This is a genomic window from Streptomyces sp. NPDC059169 (assembly GCF_042755225.1).
Lineage (GTDB): Bacteria > Actinomycetota > Actinomycetes > Streptomycetales > Streptomycetaceae > Streptomyces.
The window spans coordinates 346,931-364,397 of the sequence record NZ_JBHZCF010000006.1 but is presented as its reverse complement, the minus strand read 5'-3'; the positions used below and the strand labels follow the sequence as shown (position 1 = coordinate 364,397).

General features: G+C 70.9%; 17 protein-coding genes. 10 read left to right on the top strand and 7 right to left on the bottom strand.

Going from position 1 to position 17,467, the window contains the following annotated elements; all coding sequences use genetic code 11:
• Window positions 1-37 precede the first annotated feature (37 nt).
• On the top strand, window positions 38-1,225 hold the full coding sequence (locus ACFXOM_RS14420; RefSeq protein WP_385038020.1) for a sensor histidine kinase: 1,188 nt from the start codon (window positions 38-40) through the stop codon (window positions 1,223-1,225).
• Window positions 1,222-1,947 (top strand): response regulator, encoded by a 726-nt coding sequence (locus ACFXOM_RS14415; protein WP_385038017.1) that lies wholly within the window; start codon window positions 1,222-1,224, stop codon window positions 1,945-1,947. The genes ACFXOM_RS14420 and ACFXOM_RS14415 overlap by 4 nt, the downstream gene beginning before the upstream one ends.
• 120 nt (window positions 1,948-2,067) lie before the next feature.
• Here the strand turns inward: ACFXOM_RS14415 and ACFXOM_RS14410 are convergent, their stop codons facing one another.
• The 3 genes from ACFXOM_RS14410 to ACFXOM_RS14400 are packed head-to-tail and all read right to left on the bottom strand — an operon-like array spanning window position 2,068 to window position 4,338.
• The gene (locus ACFXOM_RS14410) at window positions 2,068-2,595 is read right to left on the bottom strand and encodes a hypothetical protein (RefSeq protein WP_384934014.1); all 528 of its coding nucleotides are present in this window, start codon (window positions 2,593-2,595) and stop codon (window positions 2,068-2,070) included.
• A 32-nt stretch (window positions 2,596-2,627) separates the two neighbouring features.
• A complete protein-coding gene (locus ACFXOM_RS14405) occupies window positions 2,628-3,152 on the bottom strand; it encodes an HXXEE domain-containing protein (protein WP_384946622.1) in 525 nt (174 codons plus the stop codon).
• A 13-nt stretch (window positions 3,153-3,165) separates the two neighbouring features.
• On the bottom strand, window positions 3,166-4,338 hold the full coding sequence (locus ACFXOM_RS14400; protein ID WP_385038065.1) for a spermidine/putrescine ABC transporter substrate-binding protein: 1,173 nt from the start codon (window positions 4,336-4,338) through the stop codon (window positions 3,166-3,168).
• A 164-nt stretch (window positions 4,339-4,502) separates the two neighbouring features.
• Here ACFXOM_RS14400 and ACFXOM_RS14395 point away from each other — a divergent pair, with 164 nt between their 5' ends.
• Both ACFXOM_RS14395 and ACFXOM_RS14390 read left to right on the top strand, forming a co-directional pair.
• A complete protein-coding gene (locus ACFXOM_RS14395; RefSeq protein WP_384934009.1) occupies window positions 4,503-4,865 on the top strand; it encodes a DUF1304 domain-containing protein in 363 nt (120 codons plus the stop codon).
• Window positions 4,862-5,419 carry a TetR/AcrR family transcriptional regulator gene (locus tag ACFXOM_RS14390; protein WP_384934006.1) on the top strand — a complete coding sequence of 186 codons (558 nt, stop codon included), beginning with the start codon at window positions 4,862-4,864 and terminating at the stop codon, window positions 5,417-5,419. Before ACFXOM_RS14395 ends, ACFXOM_RS14390 begins: the two co-directional genes overlap by 4 nt.
• Window positions 5,420-5,643: 224 nt before the next feature.
• Here ACFXOM_RS14390 and ACFXOM_RS14385 read toward each other — a convergent pair whose 3' ends face one another.
• Window positions 5,644-7,083: a gamma-aminobutyraldehyde dehydrogenase gene (locus ACFXOM_RS14385; protein ID WP_384934003.1), complete on the bottom strand. Its 1,440-nt coding sequence runs from the start codon at window positions 7,081-7,083 to the stop codon at window positions 5,644-5,646.
• A 202-nt stretch (window positions 7,084-7,285) separates the two neighbouring features.
• On the opposite strand from ACFXOM_RS14385, the gene ACFXOM_RS14380 reads away from it, so the two are divergent.
• The 6 genes from ACFXOM_RS14380 (at window position 7,286) to ACFXOM_RS14355 (ending at window position 13,432) form a co-directional block, all read left to right on the top strand.
• Window positions 7,286-7,783, top strand: a complete 498-nt coding sequence (locus tag ACFXOM_RS14380; RefSeq protein ID WP_384934000.1) for an Lrp/AsnC family transcriptional regulator — start codon at window positions 7,286-7,288, stop codon at window positions 7,781-7,783.
• Window positions 7,784-7,785: 2 nt separating this feature from the next.
• Complete coding sequence (locus ACFXOM_RS14375; RefSeq protein ID WP_384933997.1) at window positions 7,786-9,156, top strand: aspartate aminotransferase family protein; 1,371 nt, start codon at window positions 7,786-7,788, stop codon at window positions 9,154-9,156.
• Between the two features lie 203 nt (window positions 9,157-9,359).
• Complete coding sequence (locus tag ACFXOM_RS14370) at window positions 9,360-10,088, top strand: ABC transporter ATP-binding protein (protein WP_384933994.1); 729 nt, start codon at window positions 9,360-9,362, stop codon at window positions 10,086-10,088.
• A complete protein-coding gene (locus tag ACFXOM_RS14365) occupies window positions 10,070-11,215 on the top strand; it encodes a hypothetical protein (protein WP_384933991.1) in 1,146 nt (381 codons plus the stop codon). The genes ACFXOM_RS14370 and ACFXOM_RS14365 overlap by 19 nt, the downstream gene beginning before the upstream one ends.
• A gap of 42 nt (window positions 11,216-11,257) precedes the next feature.
• On the top strand, window positions 11,258-12,406 hold the full coding sequence (locus ACFXOM_RS14360) for an LOG family protein (protein WP_384933989.1): 1,149 nt from the start codon (window positions 11,258-11,260) through the stop codon (window positions 12,404-12,406).
• Between the two features lie 93 nt (window positions 12,407-12,499).
• Window positions 12,500-13,432 carry a hypothetical protein gene (locus ACFXOM_RS14355; protein ID WP_384933986.1) on the top strand — a complete coding sequence of 311 codons (933 nt, stop codon included), beginning with the start codon at window positions 12,500-12,502 and terminating at the stop codon, window positions 13,430-13,432.
• A gap of 43 nt (window positions 13,433-13,475) precedes the next feature.
• Here the strand turns inward: ACFXOM_RS14355 and ACFXOM_RS14350 are convergent, their stop codons facing one another.
• The 3 genes from ACFXOM_RS14350 to ACFXOM_RS14340 form a co-directional block, all read right to left on the bottom strand.
• The gene (locus ACFXOM_RS14350; protein WP_384933983.1) at window positions 13,476-14,504 is read right to left on the bottom strand and encodes an ABC transporter ATP-binding protein; all 1,029 of its coding nucleotides are present in this window, start codon (window positions 14,502-14,504) and stop codon (window positions 13,476-13,478) included.
• Entirely contained in the window at window positions 14,504-16,129 is a 1,626-nt protein-coding gene (locus ACFXOM_RS14345) for an ABC transporter permease (RefSeq protein WP_384946631.1), read from the bottom strand. Before ACFXOM_RS14345 ends, ACFXOM_RS14350 begins: the two co-directional genes overlap by 1 nt.
• Window positions 16,130-16,212: 83 nt before the next feature.
• A complete protein-coding gene (locus ACFXOM_RS14340) occupies window positions 16,213-17,328 on the bottom strand; it encodes a thiamine ABC transporter substrate binding subunit (RefSeq protein ID WP_384933977.1) in 1,116 nt (371 codons plus the stop codon).
• Window positions 17,329-17,467 lie beyond the last annotated feature (139 nt).

Here is a 17,467-nt window from a genome sequence, read left to right as displayed (position 1 = left end):
GGATCACTCGACATCAGTTCCACAGAGGGCGGCAGGGGTGGGCGGGAGACGAGGGATACGGGCACTGCGACACCCGGCTCCCCTGGTCACGGACATCGGTCTCGCACTGCTGGTGCAGGCGGCGATGACGATGCCGTTCGTGGTGCCGCGCGCACCGGAGCTGCCGGACGCCACGTGGGCGTCCTACGGGTTGACGACGCTGACCGTGGTGCCCCTGGTGTGGCGGCGCAGGGCACCGGTCGCGGTGTTCTGCGCCGTGCTGGTGGCAGGGACGCTCTACCGGTTCGCGCTCGACGGGCCGGGCCAGCCACTGCCCTACGCCGGACTCGTCGCCGTCTACACGGTCGCTGCCCTCTCGTCGCCGCGCAAACGCGTCGGGGTCGCCCTCGTCACGTTCGTGGTCACCTTCCCGTCGGTCGCCACCAACTCCGGTGATGCCAAGGAACTGCTGTTCTCGTTGTTCGTCTTCGGCGCGGCGTACGCCTTCGGCAGGCTCACCGACACCAGACAGGCGTACGTCAGGGCCGTCGAGGACCGCGCCGCACACCTCGAGCGCGCCAACCGGATCGAGGCGGAGCAGGCCGCGGCCCGGGAACGGGCCCGGATCGCCCGCGAGATGCACGACGTCCTGTCGCACGCGGTGAGCCTGATGATCGTCCAGGCGGAGGCGGGGCCGGTCGCGGTGCGTGCACATCCGGAACGGGCCGAAGCGGCCTTCGACGCGATCTCGGAAACCGGCCGGGACGCCATGACGCAGCTGCGCCGGATGCTGGGGGTGCTGCGCGGCGACGACGCCGGTCCCGGCGGCTCGCCGCGCGGGCCCCAGCCGGGAGCCGACGCGCTGCCCGGTCTGGTGGAGCGCGTGCGGGGCAGCGGTCTCGACGTCACGTACGAGACGACGGGCGCTGTCCGCACCCTGCCTCCGGACACCGGCGCGACCGCCCACCGCGTGGTGCAGGAAGCATTGACGAACGTGGTCAGGCACGCGGGCGCGACGTCGGTACGGGTGCGCCTGGCATACAGGGAGGACCGGCTGGACATCACCGTCACCGACGACGGACGGGGTCCTGGTCCGTCCGGGGCCGGCGGTCACGGTTTGATCGGCGTGCGCGAGCGGGCGGCCGCCCACGGGGGCACCGCTCGCACCGGTCCTGGGCCCGGCGGGCGGGGCTTCGTGCTCTCCGTCACGCTCCCCATAGGATCCCCTGCGGAGGTGGGGAGTTGACGATCCGTGTGGTGGTGGCGGACGACCAGGAGCTGGTCCGTAGCGGTTTCGCGATGATCCTGGACGCGCAGCCGGACGTGGAGGTCGTCGCCGAGGCGGCGGACGGGGCGCAAGCCGTAGACGCGGTGCGCCGCCTCGCTCCCGACGTGGCCCTGCTCGACATCCGGATGCCCGGTGTGGACGGCATCGAGGCGTGCCGCACGATCAGCCGGGAGACCGTGTGCCGCACGGTGATCCTGACGACCTTCGACTCCGACGAGTACGTGTACGAGGCGCTGCACGCCGGGGCGAGCGGCTTCCTCCTCAAGGACGTGCGACGGGACGATCTGGTGCACGCGGTCCGCGTGGTGGCCCGGGGCGACTCCCTGCTCGCGCCTTCGGTGGCCCGGCGACTGATCGAGGAGTACACCCTGCACACCGCCCACCGGACGGCGCCCCCCGCCGCCCGGCTGGAGGCCCTCACGGCGCGTGAGCGCGAGACGCTCCTGCTCCTCGGGCGCGGTCTTTCGAACGCGGAGATCGCGGCGGAGTTGGTGGTGAGCGAACACACCGTCAAGACGCATGTGGGGAACGTGCTGTCCAAACTCGGTCTGCGGGATCGGATCCAGGCGGTCATCTGCGCCTACGAGACGGGGCTGATCGCAGCGGGAGCCACGGCGGTGCCTCCTGCTGCCGGGAGAGGCGGGACGACCGCTTTCCCCCCCGTAGCTGCGAGGAACTGACCCTGGGGGAGCCGCTCCCGCCGGCGATCCTCTCGCGGGACTGCTGATCGAGCGGGTAAGGGGTGGGCGGTACCAGGTGGCACGACCGGAACGAGGTCGCACCACGGCTGCGGAAACCGGCTAGGAGGCGGCGGCGGCCGGGACGGGCGCGTCCAGGCCCTCCAACCGCTTGACCAGACGCCTTACGAACACCAGCGGGAGCACGCCGAACACGCCGAACGACATGTCGATGACCGACCACCAGAAGGGGATGCCGCGGATCGGGCCGCAGACCAGCGCCAGCGGGATGATTCCGGCGCACGCGATCATGCCGAACTCGATGACCCAGACGTTCCGGACGGGATCGCGGTACGGGCCGTAGAACGCCACGGCGATGACGAGGTGGGCGAAGGCCAGCCAGTCGGTGCCGTACAGCAGGAACGGGTGGTCCGCATCGGCCGCGTCCAGACCGTGCCGGACGCGTGCGATCCACTCCAGCAGTCCGGGGAAGGCGTCGGCGACGGGGGACGCCCATGACGTCAGCGCCTCGTGCGTGACGCGGAGTTCGGTGACGAGAGGAAAGGCCGTCAGCCCGCTCAGGACCAAGCAGACGATGAAGACGACAAGCCACACGCGTATGCGCCGCAGAAGCGCTCTTCGCTCACTCATGTCCGCAGCGTACGCCCGGGTTTGCCGGCGTCTCACCGACCCCCGGTGACCTTGCGGGCGACAGCGTGCGAGACGATGACGGCGCCTGCGGCCGTCGTCAGTCCGGCCAGCACGTCGCGCGTGCGGGCGGGTCGCAGGACGCCTGCCGTACGGAGTCTGCCGCGGGCCCAGAGCGTGAAGGGCAGCACGATCAGCGGGCTGGTGGCGGATCCCGGGGTGTAGCCGCGTACGAGTGCGGCCTGTGCGAGGTGGACCAGGCCGTGGAGGCCGAAGCCGTTCAACGCGGCCTGGTAGAAGCCCGATCGACCCCCGGAGCGTGCTCCCGCCGTGGCCGCGGCACCGACGACCGCGGCCATCGCCCCCACGGCGACGGTGAATTCGCGCGCGTTGACGGACTCCATGGTCCGCCAGAGACTCTCGGGTGCCCCGGGGAAGCGTTCACGCAGGTGCGGGACGTTCTCCCTGACCCACCGGGGCGCGGCGAGGAGTTCCTCGGTGTCGTGCAGTGCCCAGGCCGCCAACAGCCCATAGGTGACCAGCGGGTTCACTTCTTCCATGATCGCCAGTCTGCTACAGGCCGACCAGGGAGTTCCACCGCTTTGTGAACTCCCGCCGCTCCCGAGCGGTGATGTCCCTGGCGATGGCGAGCCTGCTGCGCATCGAGTCGTCGGGAAAGACCAGCGGGTCCTCGGCCAGCTCGGCGAGTTCCCGGTCCCCGGAGTCGGCGAGGACGTCACGCGCGGCAGGCACCGGGCAGACGTAGTTGACCCAGGAGGCGAGTTCGGCCGCGACCTCGGGGTCGTAGTAGTGGTCGATGAGCGCCTCGGCGTTGCGCTTGTGCTGCGCGAGGTTCGGGATCATCAGTGATTCCGCCCAGAGCTCCGCCCCCTCCTCCGGGACGACGAACGCGATGTCGGGATTGTCGGCCTGGAGCTGGATGACGTCGCCCGAGTAGGCCTGGCAGGCGAGGACGTCACCGGTGGACAGGTCTTTGATGTAGTCGTTGCCCGTGAAGCGCCGGATGTGCTTCCGGCGCACGAGCCTCTCGATCCGGTCGCACACCCGGTGGAAGTCGTCGGCCGTCCAGCGGGTGATGTCCACGTCGTCGCCCTGCATCAGGAGGGCGAAGGCCTCGTCGAGTCCGGAGAGCAGGGTGACCCCGCCCCGCAGGTCGCTCGCCCACAGGTCCTCGGTGTGCTTGATCTCCCGCCCCAGCTTCCGACGGTTGTAGGCGATGCCGGTGATACCGGACTGCCACGGGACGCTGTACCGTCGGCCCTCGTCGAAGGCGGGCGAACGCAGCTGCGGATCGAGGTACTTGGCGACGTTGGGCTGACGATCCCGGTCCATCTCCTGGACCCAGCCGAGCCGTACGAACCTCGCGGCCATCCAGTCGCTGACGACGATCAGGTCCCGTCCGGTGTCCTGATGGTTCATCAGTGCCGGACTGATCTTGCCGAAGAACTCGTCGTTGTCGTTGATCTCCTCGGTGTAGCGGACGGAGACCCCGGTGCGTGCGGTGAAGGCGTCCAGGGTCGGCCGCTTGGAGCCGTCCTCGTCGTCGGTGTCGATGTAGAGGGGCCAGTTGGCGAAGGCGAGGGTCCCGTCCCGACCGGACCGGTCGCGCCCGGCGCGGTCGGCCGCCTCGACGTAGGCCGCGGGGACACCGCAGCCGGCGAGTGCGAGGCCCGCGGCCGAGGCACCCGCCGTGCCGAGGGCTCGCAGGACGGAACGGCGGGACATCGGGGCGCTCTTGGGGGTCGCTGGCACGCCGGAAGGATGCCGCTCGCCGAGCACGGCGGGCAATGGACGGTACGTCGAGGGGATGGCGCCGGCCCCGACACCCTGTCGATCATGGACACCTGTCTATCATGTCATGGACATGCGTCCATGAATGAAGGAGCGGAATGAACGCGACGGCGAACGTCCTGGTCGGCCTGGTGGCCGCGCTGCACGTCTACTTCCTGGCCCTGGAGATGTTCCTGTGGGAACGTCCACGGGGGCGGGCCCTTTCGGGGTTCGACGCGACAACGGCCGCGAAGACCGCCCCGCTCGCTGCGAACCAGGGCCTCTACAACGGATTCCTCGCCGCGGGACTCGTGTGGGGGCTGATTGCGGAGGATCCCACCGGATACCGGGTGCAACTGTTCTTCCTCGGCTGTGTGGTGATCGCCGGGGTCTACGGCGGGATCAGCGTCACCCGGCGCATCTGGGTGGCTCAGGCGCTGCCGGGCGCACTGGCCCTGGCCGCGGTGCTGGTGGCGGGGTGAGCGGCGACCCCCGCGCGGAGCGCACCCGGGACCGCCTGCGCCGAGCGCTGCTGGAGGAGTGCACCGAGCGTCCGCTCGCGGAGGTCAGCGTGGCGGGCCTGGTGCGTCGCGCCGGACTCGGGCGTGCCACCTTCTACCTGCACTACCCCGACCTGGAGGCACTCGCGGTGGACGCCTGCGCCGAGGTGGTCCGGGACGCCGTGGACGCGCTGCACGCCTGGCGCGGCAGACCCGATCCGGCGGCCCCACCGCCCGCCCTCACGTCCTTCTTCGCGCGGATCGCCCCGCACGCCCCGCTCTACCGCACGCTCCTGCGCGAGGGGGGCGGCGGGCCGCTCGGCGATCTCCTCCACCGCGAACTGCGCGAACGCAGCCGCCGCGAAAGGGAACTGGTGGGCGCCCCGGCGCCGGAGCTGATTGCCTCGGCCGTGGCCGCCGCCTTCACCGGGGTCCTGGCGGACTGGCTCCACGACAGCGTGGCAGGAACACCGGAAGAGATCGCCTCGGCCGTCTGGAGCCTGTTGTTCACCCTCCACGGGACCCCGCTGCACTGAGGCGGGTCCACCGGCTGCGGCCCGGCACGCCGGACATCAAGGGGCCGGCCCCGCCCCTTCGCAGCTCCCGGCGGCCGCACCCGAGCCCACCCCGAGGGCCGCGCCGCGGCACCGGGACGAGCCCGCACGCCCGGACCGCGGCACTGTGGGCACCACACGGGCCGCCGCGCGGGGGTGCCGGGCGAGCCCCGTCGGGCCCGCCCGGCACCCCTGCCGGAGGGGCGTTACGCGTCGAGGGACGTCATCACGTGCTTGATGCGCGTGTAGTCGTCGAAGCCGTACGCCGAGAGGTCCTTGCCGTAGCCCGACTTCTTGAAGCCGCCGTGCGGCATCTCGGCCACCAGCGGGATGTGCGTGTTGATCCAGACGCAGCCGAAGTCCAGTGCCTTGGACATGCGCATCGCCCGGGCGTGGTCCTTCGTCCAGACCGACGACGCCAGCGCGTACTCCACGCCGTTGGCGTACTCCAGCGCCTGCGCCTCGTCCGCGAAGGACTGGACCGTGATGACCGGACCGAAGACCTCGTTCTGAACGATCTCGTCGTCCTGCTTCAGGCCGGACACGACGGTCGGCGCGTAGAAGAAGCCCTTGTCGCCCACCCGCTGGCCGCCCGCCTCGACCTTCGCGTGCGCGGGGAGCCGGTCGATGAACCCGGAGACCTGCTTCAGCTGGTTGGCGTTGTTCAGCGGGCCGTAGAGGACGTCCTCGTCGTCCGGCTGACCCGTCTTGGTCTCCTGGGCGGCCTTCGCCAGGGCGCTGACGAACTCGTCGTGGATGGACTCGTGGACGAGCACCCGCGTCGCCGCCGTGCAGTCCTGGCCCGCGTTGAAGAAGCCGGCCACCGAGATGTCCTCGACGGCCTTGGCGATGTCGGTGTCCTCGAAGACGACGACCGGCGCCTTGCCGCCCAACTCCAGGTGGACGCGCTTGACGTCCTTGGCCGCCGACTCGGCGACCTGCATGCCGGCGCGCACCGAACCGGTGATGGAGGCCATCGCCGGCACGGGGTGCTCCACCATCGCGCGGCCCGTGTCGCGGTCACCGCAGATGACGTTGAAGACGCCCTTGGGCACGATCGCGCCGATGATCTCCGCCATCAGCACCGTCGACGCCGGCGTCGTGTCGGACGGCTTCAGCACCACGGTGTTGCCCGCGGCGAGCGCCGGCGCGAACTTCCAGACGGCCATCATCATCGGGTAGTTCCACGGCGCGACCTGCGCACAGACACCCACCGGCTCACGCCGGACGATCGACGTCATGCCCTCCATGTACTCACCGGCCGAGCGCCCTTCGAGCATCCGGGCCGCACCCGCGAAGAAGCGGATCTGGTCGATCATGGGAGGGATCTCTTCGCTGCGGGTCAGCTCCACCGGCTTGCCGGTGTTCTCGCACTCGGCCGCGATCAGCTCCTCCGCGCGCTCCTCGAAGGCGTCCGCGATCTTCAGCAGCACCTTCTGGCGCTCCGCGGGCGTGGTGTCGCGCCAAGCCGGGAACGCAGCGGCGGCCGCGGCCATGGCGGCGTCCACGTCCGCCTGACCGGAGAGCGGTGAGGTCGCATACGCCTCGCCCGTGGCCGGATTGACCACCTCGATGGTCCGCCCGTCCGCGGCGTCCCGGAACTCCCCGTCGATGTAATTGCGCAGACGACGCAGTTCGGTGGTCACAGCCACCCCTCCTGTCAGATGTCCGATGGGTGAGACACCCCGATCCAGCCCAACCATACGTCGCACAGGCTAGCCAGACGAGTAACGCTTTCGACATGCCCAACCCCAGGCAACTTCGGAATCGGTGAAATTATCGCCCATGAACAACGAAATTCATCGCGACTGGGTTGCAGGATCGACGACTCCGGTGCACAGTGTGGGCGTGGCAAGCCGAAGCGCAGACTCCAAGACCGGGACCGGAACGGGTTCGTCCCCGACGATCGACGCCGTGTCCCTGGCGATCATCGAGCAGCTGCAGGAAGACGGGCGCCGCCCGTACGCCGCGATAGGCAAGGCCGTGGGCCTTTCCGAAGCGGCCGTACGACAGCGCGTCCAGAAGCTGCTCGACCAGGGCGTGATGCAGATCGTCGCCGTCACCGACCCGCTCACCGTGGGCCTGCGTCGCCAGGCGATGGTCGGCATCAACGTCGAGGGCGATCTGGACCCGGTGGCGGATGCGCTGACCGCCATGTCCGAGTGCGAGTACGTCGTCATGACGGCGGGCTCGTTCGACCTGATGGTGGAGATCGTCTGCGAGGACGACGACCACCTGCTCGACGTGATCAACCGGCGCATCCGCACCCTCCCAGGTGTGCGCTCCACCCAGAGCTTCGTCTACCTCAAGCTCAAGAAGCAGACCTACATGTGGGGAACCCGATAGCCGTGAGCAAGGACCGCAGCGACCTCTCCAAGTCCGCCTACGACCACCTGTGGATGCACTTCACCCGCATGTCGTCGTACGAGAACGCCCCCGTGCCCACCATCGTGCGTGGTGAAGGCACCTACATCTACGACGACAAGGGCAAGCGCTACATCGACGGCCTCGCCGGTCTGTTCGTGGTCCAGGCGGGCCACGGCCGCCGGGACCTCGCCGAGGTGGCCGCCCGGCAGGCCCAGGAGCTCGCCTTCTTCCCCGTGTGGTCGTACGCCCACCCGATGGCCGTCGAGCTGGCGGAGCGCCTTGCGAACGAGGCCCCGGGCGACCTGAACAAGGTCTTCTTCACCACCGGCGGCGGCGAGGCGGTCGAGACCGCATGGAAGCTCGCCAAGCAGTACTTCAAGCTCATCGGCAAGCCGACGAAGTACAAGGTCATCTCCCGCGCGGTCGCCTACCACGGCACCCCGCAGGGCGCCCTGTCCATCACCGGACTGCCGGGGCTGAAAGCCCCGTTCGAGCCGCTGGTGCCCGGCGCGCACAAGGTGCCCAACACCAACATCTACCGCGCCCCGCTCCACGGTGACGACCCGGAGGCCTTCGGGCGCTGGGCCGCCGACCAGATCGAGCAGCAGATCCTCTTCGAGGGCCCCGACACCGTCGCCGCGGTGTTCCTGGAGCCCGTGCAGAACGCGGGCGGCTGCTTCCCGCCCCCGCCCGGCTACTTCCAGCGGGTCCGCGAGATCTGCGACCAGTACGACGTGCTCCTCGTCTCCGACGAGGTCATCTGCGCCTTCGGCCGCCTCGGCAAGACCTTCGCCTGCGACAAGTTCGGCTACGTCCCGGACATGATCACCTGCGCCAAGGGCATGACGTCGGGTTACTCCCCGATCGGCGCGTGCATCGTCTCCGACCGCCTCGCCGAGCCGTTCTACAAGGGCGACAACACCTTCCTGCACGGCTACACCTTCGGCGGCCACCCGGTCTCCGCGGCCGTCGGCCTCGCCAACCTCGACCTGTTCGAGCGCGAGAAGCTCAACCAGCACGTCCTGGACAACGAGAGCGCGTTCCTGTCGACGCTGCAGAAGCTGCACGACCTGCCGATCGTCGGCGACGTCCGCGGAAACGGCTTCTTCTACGGCATCGAGCTCGTCAAGGACAAGCACACGAAGGAGTCCTTCAACGAGGAGGAGACCGAGCGCGTCCTCTACGGCTTCCTCTCCAAGGCTCTGTTCGACGCCGGTCTCTACTGCCGTGCCGACGACCGCGGCGACCCGGTCGTCCAGCTCGCCCCGCCGCTGATCTCCACCCAGGAGACCTTCGACGAGATCGAGCAGGTCTTGCGGGCGGTCCTCACCGAGGCCTGGACCAAGCTCTGACGCCCGGCACCTCCCGGCACCGATACCTCTGATTGTCGGCTTTCCGGCGGCCCGGATGTACCCCTTCGAGTGAGAAGGAGGGCGTCCGGGCCGCGTGCTGTGCCTCCGGCCGGTTCCCAGTCCCTACGGTGCTCTGACAATCGGCCGCGTTTGCGTTCACCCACCCGGGGGACGGGAACGGATCTGAACCGAGGTGTTGCCCCATGGTGGCCCCGCCGGACGACGATGTGCTCTGGGCTCGCTCCCTGCACCACACCCACAACGGATCACCCGCACTCGGCGGAGTCTCCCTCGGCGTGCGGGAAGGCGAGATCCTCGCCGTGAACGGCCCGCGCGGCAGCGGGAAGACCACTCTGCTGCGCTGCTTGTCCGGGCAGCTCGTCCCGCAGCAGGGCGAAGTGTGGTTCAACAGCAGCCCCGTCCACACCATGGGGGCGGGGGCCAGGGAGCGGCTGCGCCGCGACCGGTTCGGCTGGATCGGCCCCGAGCCCCAGCTGCTCGCCGAACTGACGGCGTGGGAGAACGCCGCGCTTCCGCTGCTCCTGCGGGGCATCTCGCACCGCAGGGCCAGGGCCGCAGCGAGGGAGTGGCTGGAGCGGCTCGACATCGGCACGTGCGCGCGCAAGCGCCCGCGCGCCCTGCTGCAGGGCCAGCGACAGCGGGTGGCTCTGGCCCGTGCCCTCGTCACCACCCCCAGCGTGCTCTTCGCGGACGAGCCGACCGCCGCCCTGCACAGCACCGACCGCGCCCAGTTGCTGCGCACGCTCACCACCGCGGCACGGTCACACCGCATCACCCTCGTGCTCGCCAGTCACGAGACCGAGGTCTCCACGCTCGCCGACCGCGAGGTGCGCCTGCTCGACGGACGCCCCGTCAGCCCCGTGCACGACATCGAGGAGGAAGGCCGGGCCTCGTGCTCGCTCTCCGTCTAGCCCGCGGTACCCACCCCCTGGTGCTGCTGCGCCGGTTGATGGTCGCCGCGGCGTCCGCGGGCGTCAGCTTCCTGCTGTTGTGCACCCTGTCCTATGCCGTGGCCGGCCCCGACCCCGCCCAGCCGGCCCCGCTGCGGCTGCTCTGGTGCCTGGTCCCACTCGCCGCGACCGTGCAACTGGCGGTCGCGGTCGCCCGGACCGACCCCGGGGCGCGGCCCCGGCAGGGCCTGTCCGCTGTCGGCCTGGGACCGGTGCGGCTGACCGCACTGGCCGCCGTGTCCACGGCCGTGTCCTGCTCCCTCGGCAGCGCGCTGGCACTGCTGGTGTTCCTGCACCTGCGCGGCGACCTGACCGGTATGCCGTTCGACGGGTCCGCCGCGGACCTGGTCGCCGCCGAACAGCCCCTGCCACTGGGCGCGGTACTGGTGCTCCTCGCAGTGGTCCCGGTCGTGGGGGCCGCGGCGGCCGCCACCGCCGTACGCCCGCGCCGCACCGCACCGGGCGACGACTGCGACGACGACCTGCCGGACGTGCGCTGGGGAGCCACTCCGGCCGGACTGCCCTGGGGCGTCGCGCTCACCGCGGCGGGCCTCGCGGTCGAGGCGTACGCGGAGCAGGGCGCCCCCGGCGCCGGAACGGCTCCCCCGCCCGGGGTGCCGGCGGGCTGGGCGCTCACCGCGCTCGGCCTCGCCGCGATGGGCCCCGGCCTCGTCCACCTGTGCGGCCGCGTACTGCAGTCCGTGCGCCCCGGTGCCGTCCGGCTCCTGGCGGGCCGGGCGCTGATGGTGGACGCGGCTCGTATCGGCCGCCCACTCGGGGTGGTGTGCGCCGTGGCGTCCGCCGTCCTCGCCGTCCCGGCCGTCTCCGGCGACCGCCCGCAGCCCCTGGGTCCACTGACCGGACTCGGGGTCGTGCTCGTGATGGCCTGCACCTCGGCCACGTTGCTCACATCAGTCGTCGAAGCGCGGCAGTCACGGTCGGTCGGCCGGGCGGGCCTGCGGGGGGCGGGGGCCCCGGGAGCCTTCCTCCGCGCCTCCGTGCTGCTGCGGGTGATCGTCCTGCTGGCGGTCTTCGCTCCGCTCACCTGGGCGGTGGCGGAGCTGGCCGCGATGCCGCTGCGCCGCTGACCCGACCGCGGCGCCGGGAACGCCTCCCCCTATCGTGTCCGCATGGCGCAGGGACACGGGCACAGGCTGGGGTCGTCATTCGACGACGACCGGGAGATCGAGACCATCGTGGAGTTCGACCGCGTCCTGGAACGCAGTTCCCTGGCGGGCCGGCGCATACAGTCCGTCGACCTGACGGATCGTACGTTCGCGCTCCTGACCACCGACACCACGGGCGCCGTGTTCCTCGGCTGCCGCATGGAACCCGACGCCGCGGCCAAGGTCCGCGCGGAGGGCGCGCTGGTCTTCCCGCCCATACCGGACCTGCCGTTCGACCCCTACCGGGGACTGCTGTACTCGCCCGACGAACTGTTCGAGGGCCTAGGGGACGGCGGCTACGACACCACGCTCGACGCCCTCGCCTACACGTGGTTCCAGCAGACCAAGGCAGACCGCGACACCTTTGCGTCGATGCTGCGGGCCGTCCACGACGACGCCGTCTCCGACGCCCTCGACGAACTCCTCGTCGGCGTGCGGGTGGTGGGCGTCATGGGGGGCCACGCGATGAACCGCGGGACGGACGCCTACGCCGGCGCCGCCCGACTCGGCCGCACGCTCTCCCGCACCGGGTTGCTGGTCGCCACCGGCGGTGGCCCCGGGGCGATGGAAGCGGCGAACCTCGGCGCGTACGCGGCACCGTTCCACGACGAGATGCTCGACGAGTCCCTCGAACTTCTGTCCAAAGCTCCCTCTTTCACCCCGTCCGTGACGGAGTGGGCCACCACCGCCTTCGAGGTCCGCACGCGCTGGCCCGGGGGCGGCGACTCCGTCGGCATCCCCACCTGGTTCTACGGCCACGAGCCGCCGAACCCCTTCGCGGGCCACATCGCCAAGTACTTCGCCAACGCCACCCGCGAAGACGGCCTGCTCGCCCGTTCCAACGCCGGCGTCGTCTTCCTGCCCGGTGCGGCCGGCACGGTCCAGGAGATCTTCGACAACGCCACGCCGAACTACTACGAGTCGCGCGGCGAGCCCACGCCGATGGTCCTGGTCGGCAGGGCCCACTGGACCGAGAAGCTCCCGGCCTGGCCGCTGCTCCGGGCCCTTGCCGAGGACCGCTCCATGGAGTCCCGCATCGCGCTCGTGGACTCGGTGGACGAGGTCCCGCAGGCCCTGGCCCGGCTCACCGCCACCGACGGCCGGGGTGTCTGACCCCGACGCGCAAAGCAACTTCCTCGCCGAAAGTCACGTCTGCCAGTCGGAACGGGCCGAACCCCACCGACCCACACGTGAACGGAGCTCTCGGTGCTCATAGGACTGCTCACCGCCGTTGCGGCATCGATCTGTTACGGCACGGGCTCCGTCCTGCAAGCCGTAGGATCGCGGAAGTCCGCCCGCCGGGAAGCCGCCGCGGGAAGCGTCACCCAGCACGGCGGCCCCAGCCTGTCGTCCACCGCGAAAGCGGCGATGACCTGGGAATTCATCGTCGGAACGATCCTCGACTTCGTCGGGTTCGGGCTCGGGGCAATGGCGGCACGGCTGCTGCCGCTGTTCCTGTCGCAGACCGTGATCAGCGCCAACCTGGTCATCACGGCGGTGCTGAGCATCAAACTGCTGGGCATCCGGCTGAACCGCGCCGAATGGACCTCGATCGCGGTCGTCTGCTCCGCGCTGGTGCTCCTGGCGACCGCGGCGGGCCCGGAAGGCAGCGGGGACACCCCGATCTCCACGCACTGGTGGCTGCTCGGGATCTCGACGCTGCTGATGGCCGGCGGCACCGTCGCCGTCCGGCTCCTCGGGTCGCGCGCCGCGATCCTGGCCGGCCTGCTGTCGGGCCTCGGCTTCGGTGCGCTCGGCGTCGGCGTCCGGGTGCTGAACGGCATCGACCCGCTCGACCCGGGAGCGCTGCTCTCCGACCCGGCGCTCTACGCGATCCTGGTGGCCGGGACCGGCGGGATGTACCTGCACACGGTGGCCCTGCAGATCGGATCCGTCAACGGCGCCACGGCAGCGCTGGTCGTCGGCGAGACCGTGCTGCCGGGCGTGATCGGAGTGATGTGGCTGGGCGACGCCTCACGCCCCGGGTTCGCCTGGGCCGCGATCACCGGTTTCGTCCTCGCCGTGGCCGGTGCGGTGGCCGTGGCCTGGTTCGGATCCCCGGAAGGCCACGGGGGCGACCCGACTCCGAGGTCCACGACGCCCGCCGAGGCCCGCTCCAGGACTCCTGCCGGCGTGTGATCCGGCCGGGCCGGCCGCCCGACCGGATCCGGCCCCGCGGCGGTCAGCCCGCGCCGGTCGGGAGCACGACCACGTCGTCGACGGCGAACGCGGCACCGACCGTCGCCCCGACCGCGGGCGCGTCCGAAGGCGTGCACTCCGCCTCCAACGGCGGAGCATCGTGGGGCCGCAGCGTCACGGCGACGTGGTGTCCTCGGAACGTCAGTGACTCGACCGTGCACGGCAGCCCCACGTCAGGCCCTTCCAGGCGCACCGCCGCGGGCCGCACCAGCAGCCGGCACGCACCCTGCGGCGAGCCTGCAGGCACCGGGACCTTGCCCCACGGGGTGTCGGCGGCTTCGCCCGTCACCGTCGCCGGGACCACGTTGTCGAAACCGAGGAAGCGCGCCACGAACTCGGAAGCGGGGCGCCGCCACACCTCGCGCGGGCTGCCGCTCTGGGCGATGCGCCCGTCCCTCATCACGACGACCCGGTCGGCGAGCGCGAAGGCTTCGCCCTGGTCGTGCGTGACGGCGAGCACGGTCGTGCCCAACCGTTCGAACAGCGAGCGGAGTTCCACCACCAGCCGTTCCCTGAGCGTGCGGTCCAGTTGGCCGAGCGGTTCGTCAAGCATCAGCAACCTGGGCCTGGGCGCGAGGGCCCTGGCGAGGGCGACGCGCTGCTGCTCCCCCCCGGAGAGCGCGGCAACGGCCCGCTTCGCGGCCCCCGGCAGGCCGACCAGCACGAGCAACTCCTCGACCCTGCGCTGCCGTTCCGCCTTCGGCACACCGTGCATCCGCAGCCCGAAAGCGACGTTGCCCGCAACGTCACGCTGCGGGAAGAGCTGGTGATCCTGGAACATCATGCCGACCCCGCGCCGGTGCACCGGAACCCCCGCCTGGTCGGCGCCGCCGAGCAGCACCCGACCACCGTCCGGGGTCTGGAGTCCCGCGACGGCCCGCAGGAGGGTGGACTTGCCGCTGCCGCTCGGGCCAAGCACGCAGACGATCTCGCGGTCGGCGACCTCGAGGTCCACCCCGTCGAGCGCGATCCGCCGCCCGAACCGGACGGTCACGTCCTCCAACCTGAGCATCAGAACTCCCCTGCGGATCGGTCGGGACGGAGCCGGTCGAACACCAACAGCGCTGCGGCGCAGACGAGCATCAGGATCGTCGAAAGGGCCATGGCCTGACCGTAGTTCAACTCGCCAGGGCGACCGAGGAGCCGGGCCACCGCCACCGGCAGCGTCGGGTTGTCCGGCCGCGCGATGAACACCGTGGCGCCGAACTCTCCGAGCGAAACGGCGAAGGCGAAGCCGGCGGCGACGAGCAGAGCCCGACGGACCAGGGGCAGGTCGACCTCGCGCCAGGCCCGCAGCGGTGACGCACCCAGCACGGCCGCCGCCTCACGCAGCCGGGTGTCCACGGCGCGCAGCACCGGCAGCATGGTCCGCACCACGAACGGCACCCCCACGAGCGCCTGGGCCAGCGGCACCAGGATCCACGAGGTGCGCAGGTCGAGCGGCGGCTCATCGAGGGTGATCAGGAAGCCGAACCCGACCGTGACCGCGGAGACCCCGAGCGGCAGCATCAACAGCGCGTCGAACCCTCGCACCAGGCGACCGGCCCGCCGGGTGAGCGCCGCGGCCGCGAGCCCGCCGATCACCAGGGCGATGGCGGTGGCGGCGAGCGCGTACTGGAGCGAGTTCCCCACGGCGGCGAGCGGCGGGACGAGGAACGTGCCTCCGCTCGCCTCGGCCGACTGCAGGGCCTCGTAGAAGGCGAAGCCGTATCCACCGGAACCGCCCCCGCCGCCCAGGGACCGCTCGACCAGCACACCGAGCGGCACGATGATCAGCAGCACGACCGTGAGGAGCACGCCTCCGAGCAGCGCCCACTGGCCCGCGCCGCACGGCCGGTGCGCGGTGCGGGCCGGGTCGACCAACCGGAGGGCCGTCTCCCGCCGCCGCACCGTCCACGCGTGCACGCCGAGGATCACCCCCACCGCGGCGAACTGCACCAGGGTCAGCACGGCGGCGGTCGACAGGTCGAGCACCTGGGCGGTCTGCCGGTAGATCTCCACCTCAACCGTGGCGTACCCGGGACCGCCGAGGATCTGCACCACACCGAAGGACGTGAAGGTGAAGAGGAAGACCATGAGGGCCGCGGCGGCCACCGCCGGCGCCAGTGCCGGCAGGGTGACGCGCCGCCAAGCCGCGAGCCGCCCCGCGCCGAGGACCCTGGCCGCCTCTTCCTGGCGCGGATCGAGCTGCGCCCAGAGGCCTCCGACGGTCCGTACGACGACGGCGTAGTTGAAGAAGACATGGGCGAGCAGGATCGCCCAGACCGTGGTGTCCAGGCGCACGCCCAGTTGCTCGTCCAGCAGCCCGCCTCGGCCGACGAGGGCCAGGAAAGCGGTGCCGACGACGACGGTCGGCAGCACGAACGGGACCGTGACGACCGCGCGGAGCACCTCCTTGCCGGGGAAGTCGAGGCGCGCGAAGGCGTACGCCCCAGGCAGCGCGATCAGCAGCGTCAGCACCGTGGACGCGAGCGCCTGCCAGACGGTGAACCAGAGCACGCCGAGCAGGTCCGGGCGGCCGAGGACGTCACCGATGCGCCCGAACTGCCAGTCACCGTGGGCCTGCAACCCGCGGCCGACGATCGCGGTCACCGGATAGGCGAAGAAGAGGGCGAAGAACGCGACGGGCAGCGCCATCAGGGCGAGCCTCGCCGCATTCCCCCGCACGCCCGCGGGGACGGTCCGTCCCCGCGGGCGTGCCGTCCCGTTCAGCCGGTCGTCTACTTGAGGACGAGGGAGGACCACGACTGGATCCACTTGTCGCGGTTGTCCGCGATCTTCTCCGGCGCCATCGTCTGCGGCTTGGCGATCACCTCGCCGAATTCCGTGAAGAGCGGGGGCAGCGCCGCGTCCTTCGCCACCGGATTCACGAACATGGTGAGCGGCATGTCCTCCTGGAACTTCTTGCTGATCAGGAAGTCCAACAGAGCCTTGCCCCCGGCCTCGTTCTTCGCGCCCTTGAGCAAACCAGCGGCCTCGGTCTGCCGGAAGCAGGTACCAGTGGCGACACCGGTCGGCGCAACCTTCGGCTGCGGCTTGGCGTAGAGCACCTCGACCGGCGGACTGGAGGCGTAGCTCACCACGAGCGGGCGGTCGCCCTTGGCTGTCTTGCCGCCCGCGGAACCGGAGAACTCCTGGTTGTAGGCGAGTTCCCAGCTGTCGACGACCTTCACGCCATTCGCCTTGAGCTTCTTCCAGTAGCCCTGCCACCCCCCAGGGGCTTCGCCTTGGGAGGTGTCCCCGTCCCCGTACGCGGCGGCGGTGCCCAGCAGGAAGCCGAGCCCCGGCGAGGAACGCTCGGCGTTCTCGACCACCAGCAGGTCCTTGTAGGCGGGCTTCACGAGGTCGTCGAGGCTCTGCGGCGGTGCGAGCTTCTTGTCCGCGAAGTACTTCTTGTCGTAGTTGACACAGATGTCGCCGCTGTCGACGGGCGTGACCCGGTGTTCGCCCTTGTCGAGCTGCAGTGCCTCGGGAACCCTGTCCAGGCCCTTGGCCTCGTACGGCGTGAAGAGGTCGTTGTCGAGGGCCCGGGACAGGGTGGTGTTGTCGACGCCGAAGAACACGTCGCCCTGCGGGGAGCCCTTGGTGAGGATCTCCTTGTTGAGCGCTTCGACGGCGTCACCGCTCTTCAGCACCTTGACGGTGTAGCCGGTCTGCTCCGTGAACTCCTTGAGGACGGCCGGGGTGGCGTTGAAGGAGTCGTGGCTGACGAGCGTCACGGTCTTGGAGCCGGATCCGGAGCCCTTGTCCGCGTCGTCCGCGCCGCAGCCCGCGAGCGTACTGACGCCGAGGGCCGCGGCCAGCGCCGCGCCCGTGATCTTCTTGGTGGTGCTCACTGAGCTTCCTCCTGGACATGACCAGGAAGAGACGCGGCCCTGGGGGGGGGGGGGGGGGGCGCCGGGGTGCCCAGTTGGGGAGGGGGGGAAGAAACGGTTCCTCTCCCAACCCCCCCCCCCCCAGAAAAAAAGAGGGGGT

Excerpts from the sequence above, each read along its gene's own strand:
- ACFXOM_RS14410 (WP_384934014.1), bottom strand. The coding sequence starts at position 2,595 with ATGAGTGAGCGAAGAGCGCTTCTGCGGCGCATACGCGTGTGGCTTGTC.
- ACFXOM_RS14405 (WP_384946622.1), bottom strand. The coding sequence starts at position 3,152 with ATGGAAGAAGTGAACCCGCTGGTCACCTATGGGCTGTTGGCGGCCTGG.
- ACFXOM_RS14400 (WP_385038065.1), bottom strand. The coding sequence starts at position 4,338 with ATGTCCCGCCGTTCCGTCCTGCGAGCCCTCGGCACGGCGGGTGCCTCG.
- ACFXOM_RS14395 (WP_384934009.1), top strand. The coding sequence starts at position 4,503 with ATGAACGCGACGGCGAACGTCCTGGTCGGCCTGGTGGCCGCGCTGCAC.
- ACFXOM_RS14370 (WP_384933994.1), top strand. The coding sequence starts at position 9,360 with ATGGTGGCCCCGCCGGACGACGATGTGCTCTGGGCTCGCTCCCTGCAC.
- ACFXOM_RS14360 (WP_384933989.1), top strand. The coding sequence starts at position 11,258 with ATGGCGCAGGGACACGGGCACAGGCTGGGGTCGTCATTCGACGACGAC.
- ACFXOM_RS14350 (WP_384933983.1), bottom strand. The coding sequence starts at position 14,504 with ATGCTCAGGTTGGAGGACGTGACCGTCCGGTTCGGGCGGCGGATCGCG.
- ACFXOM_RS14345 (WP_384946631.1), bottom strand. The coding sequence starts at position 16,129 with ATGGCGCTGCCCGTCGCGTTCTTCGCCCTCTTCTTCGCCTATCCGGTG.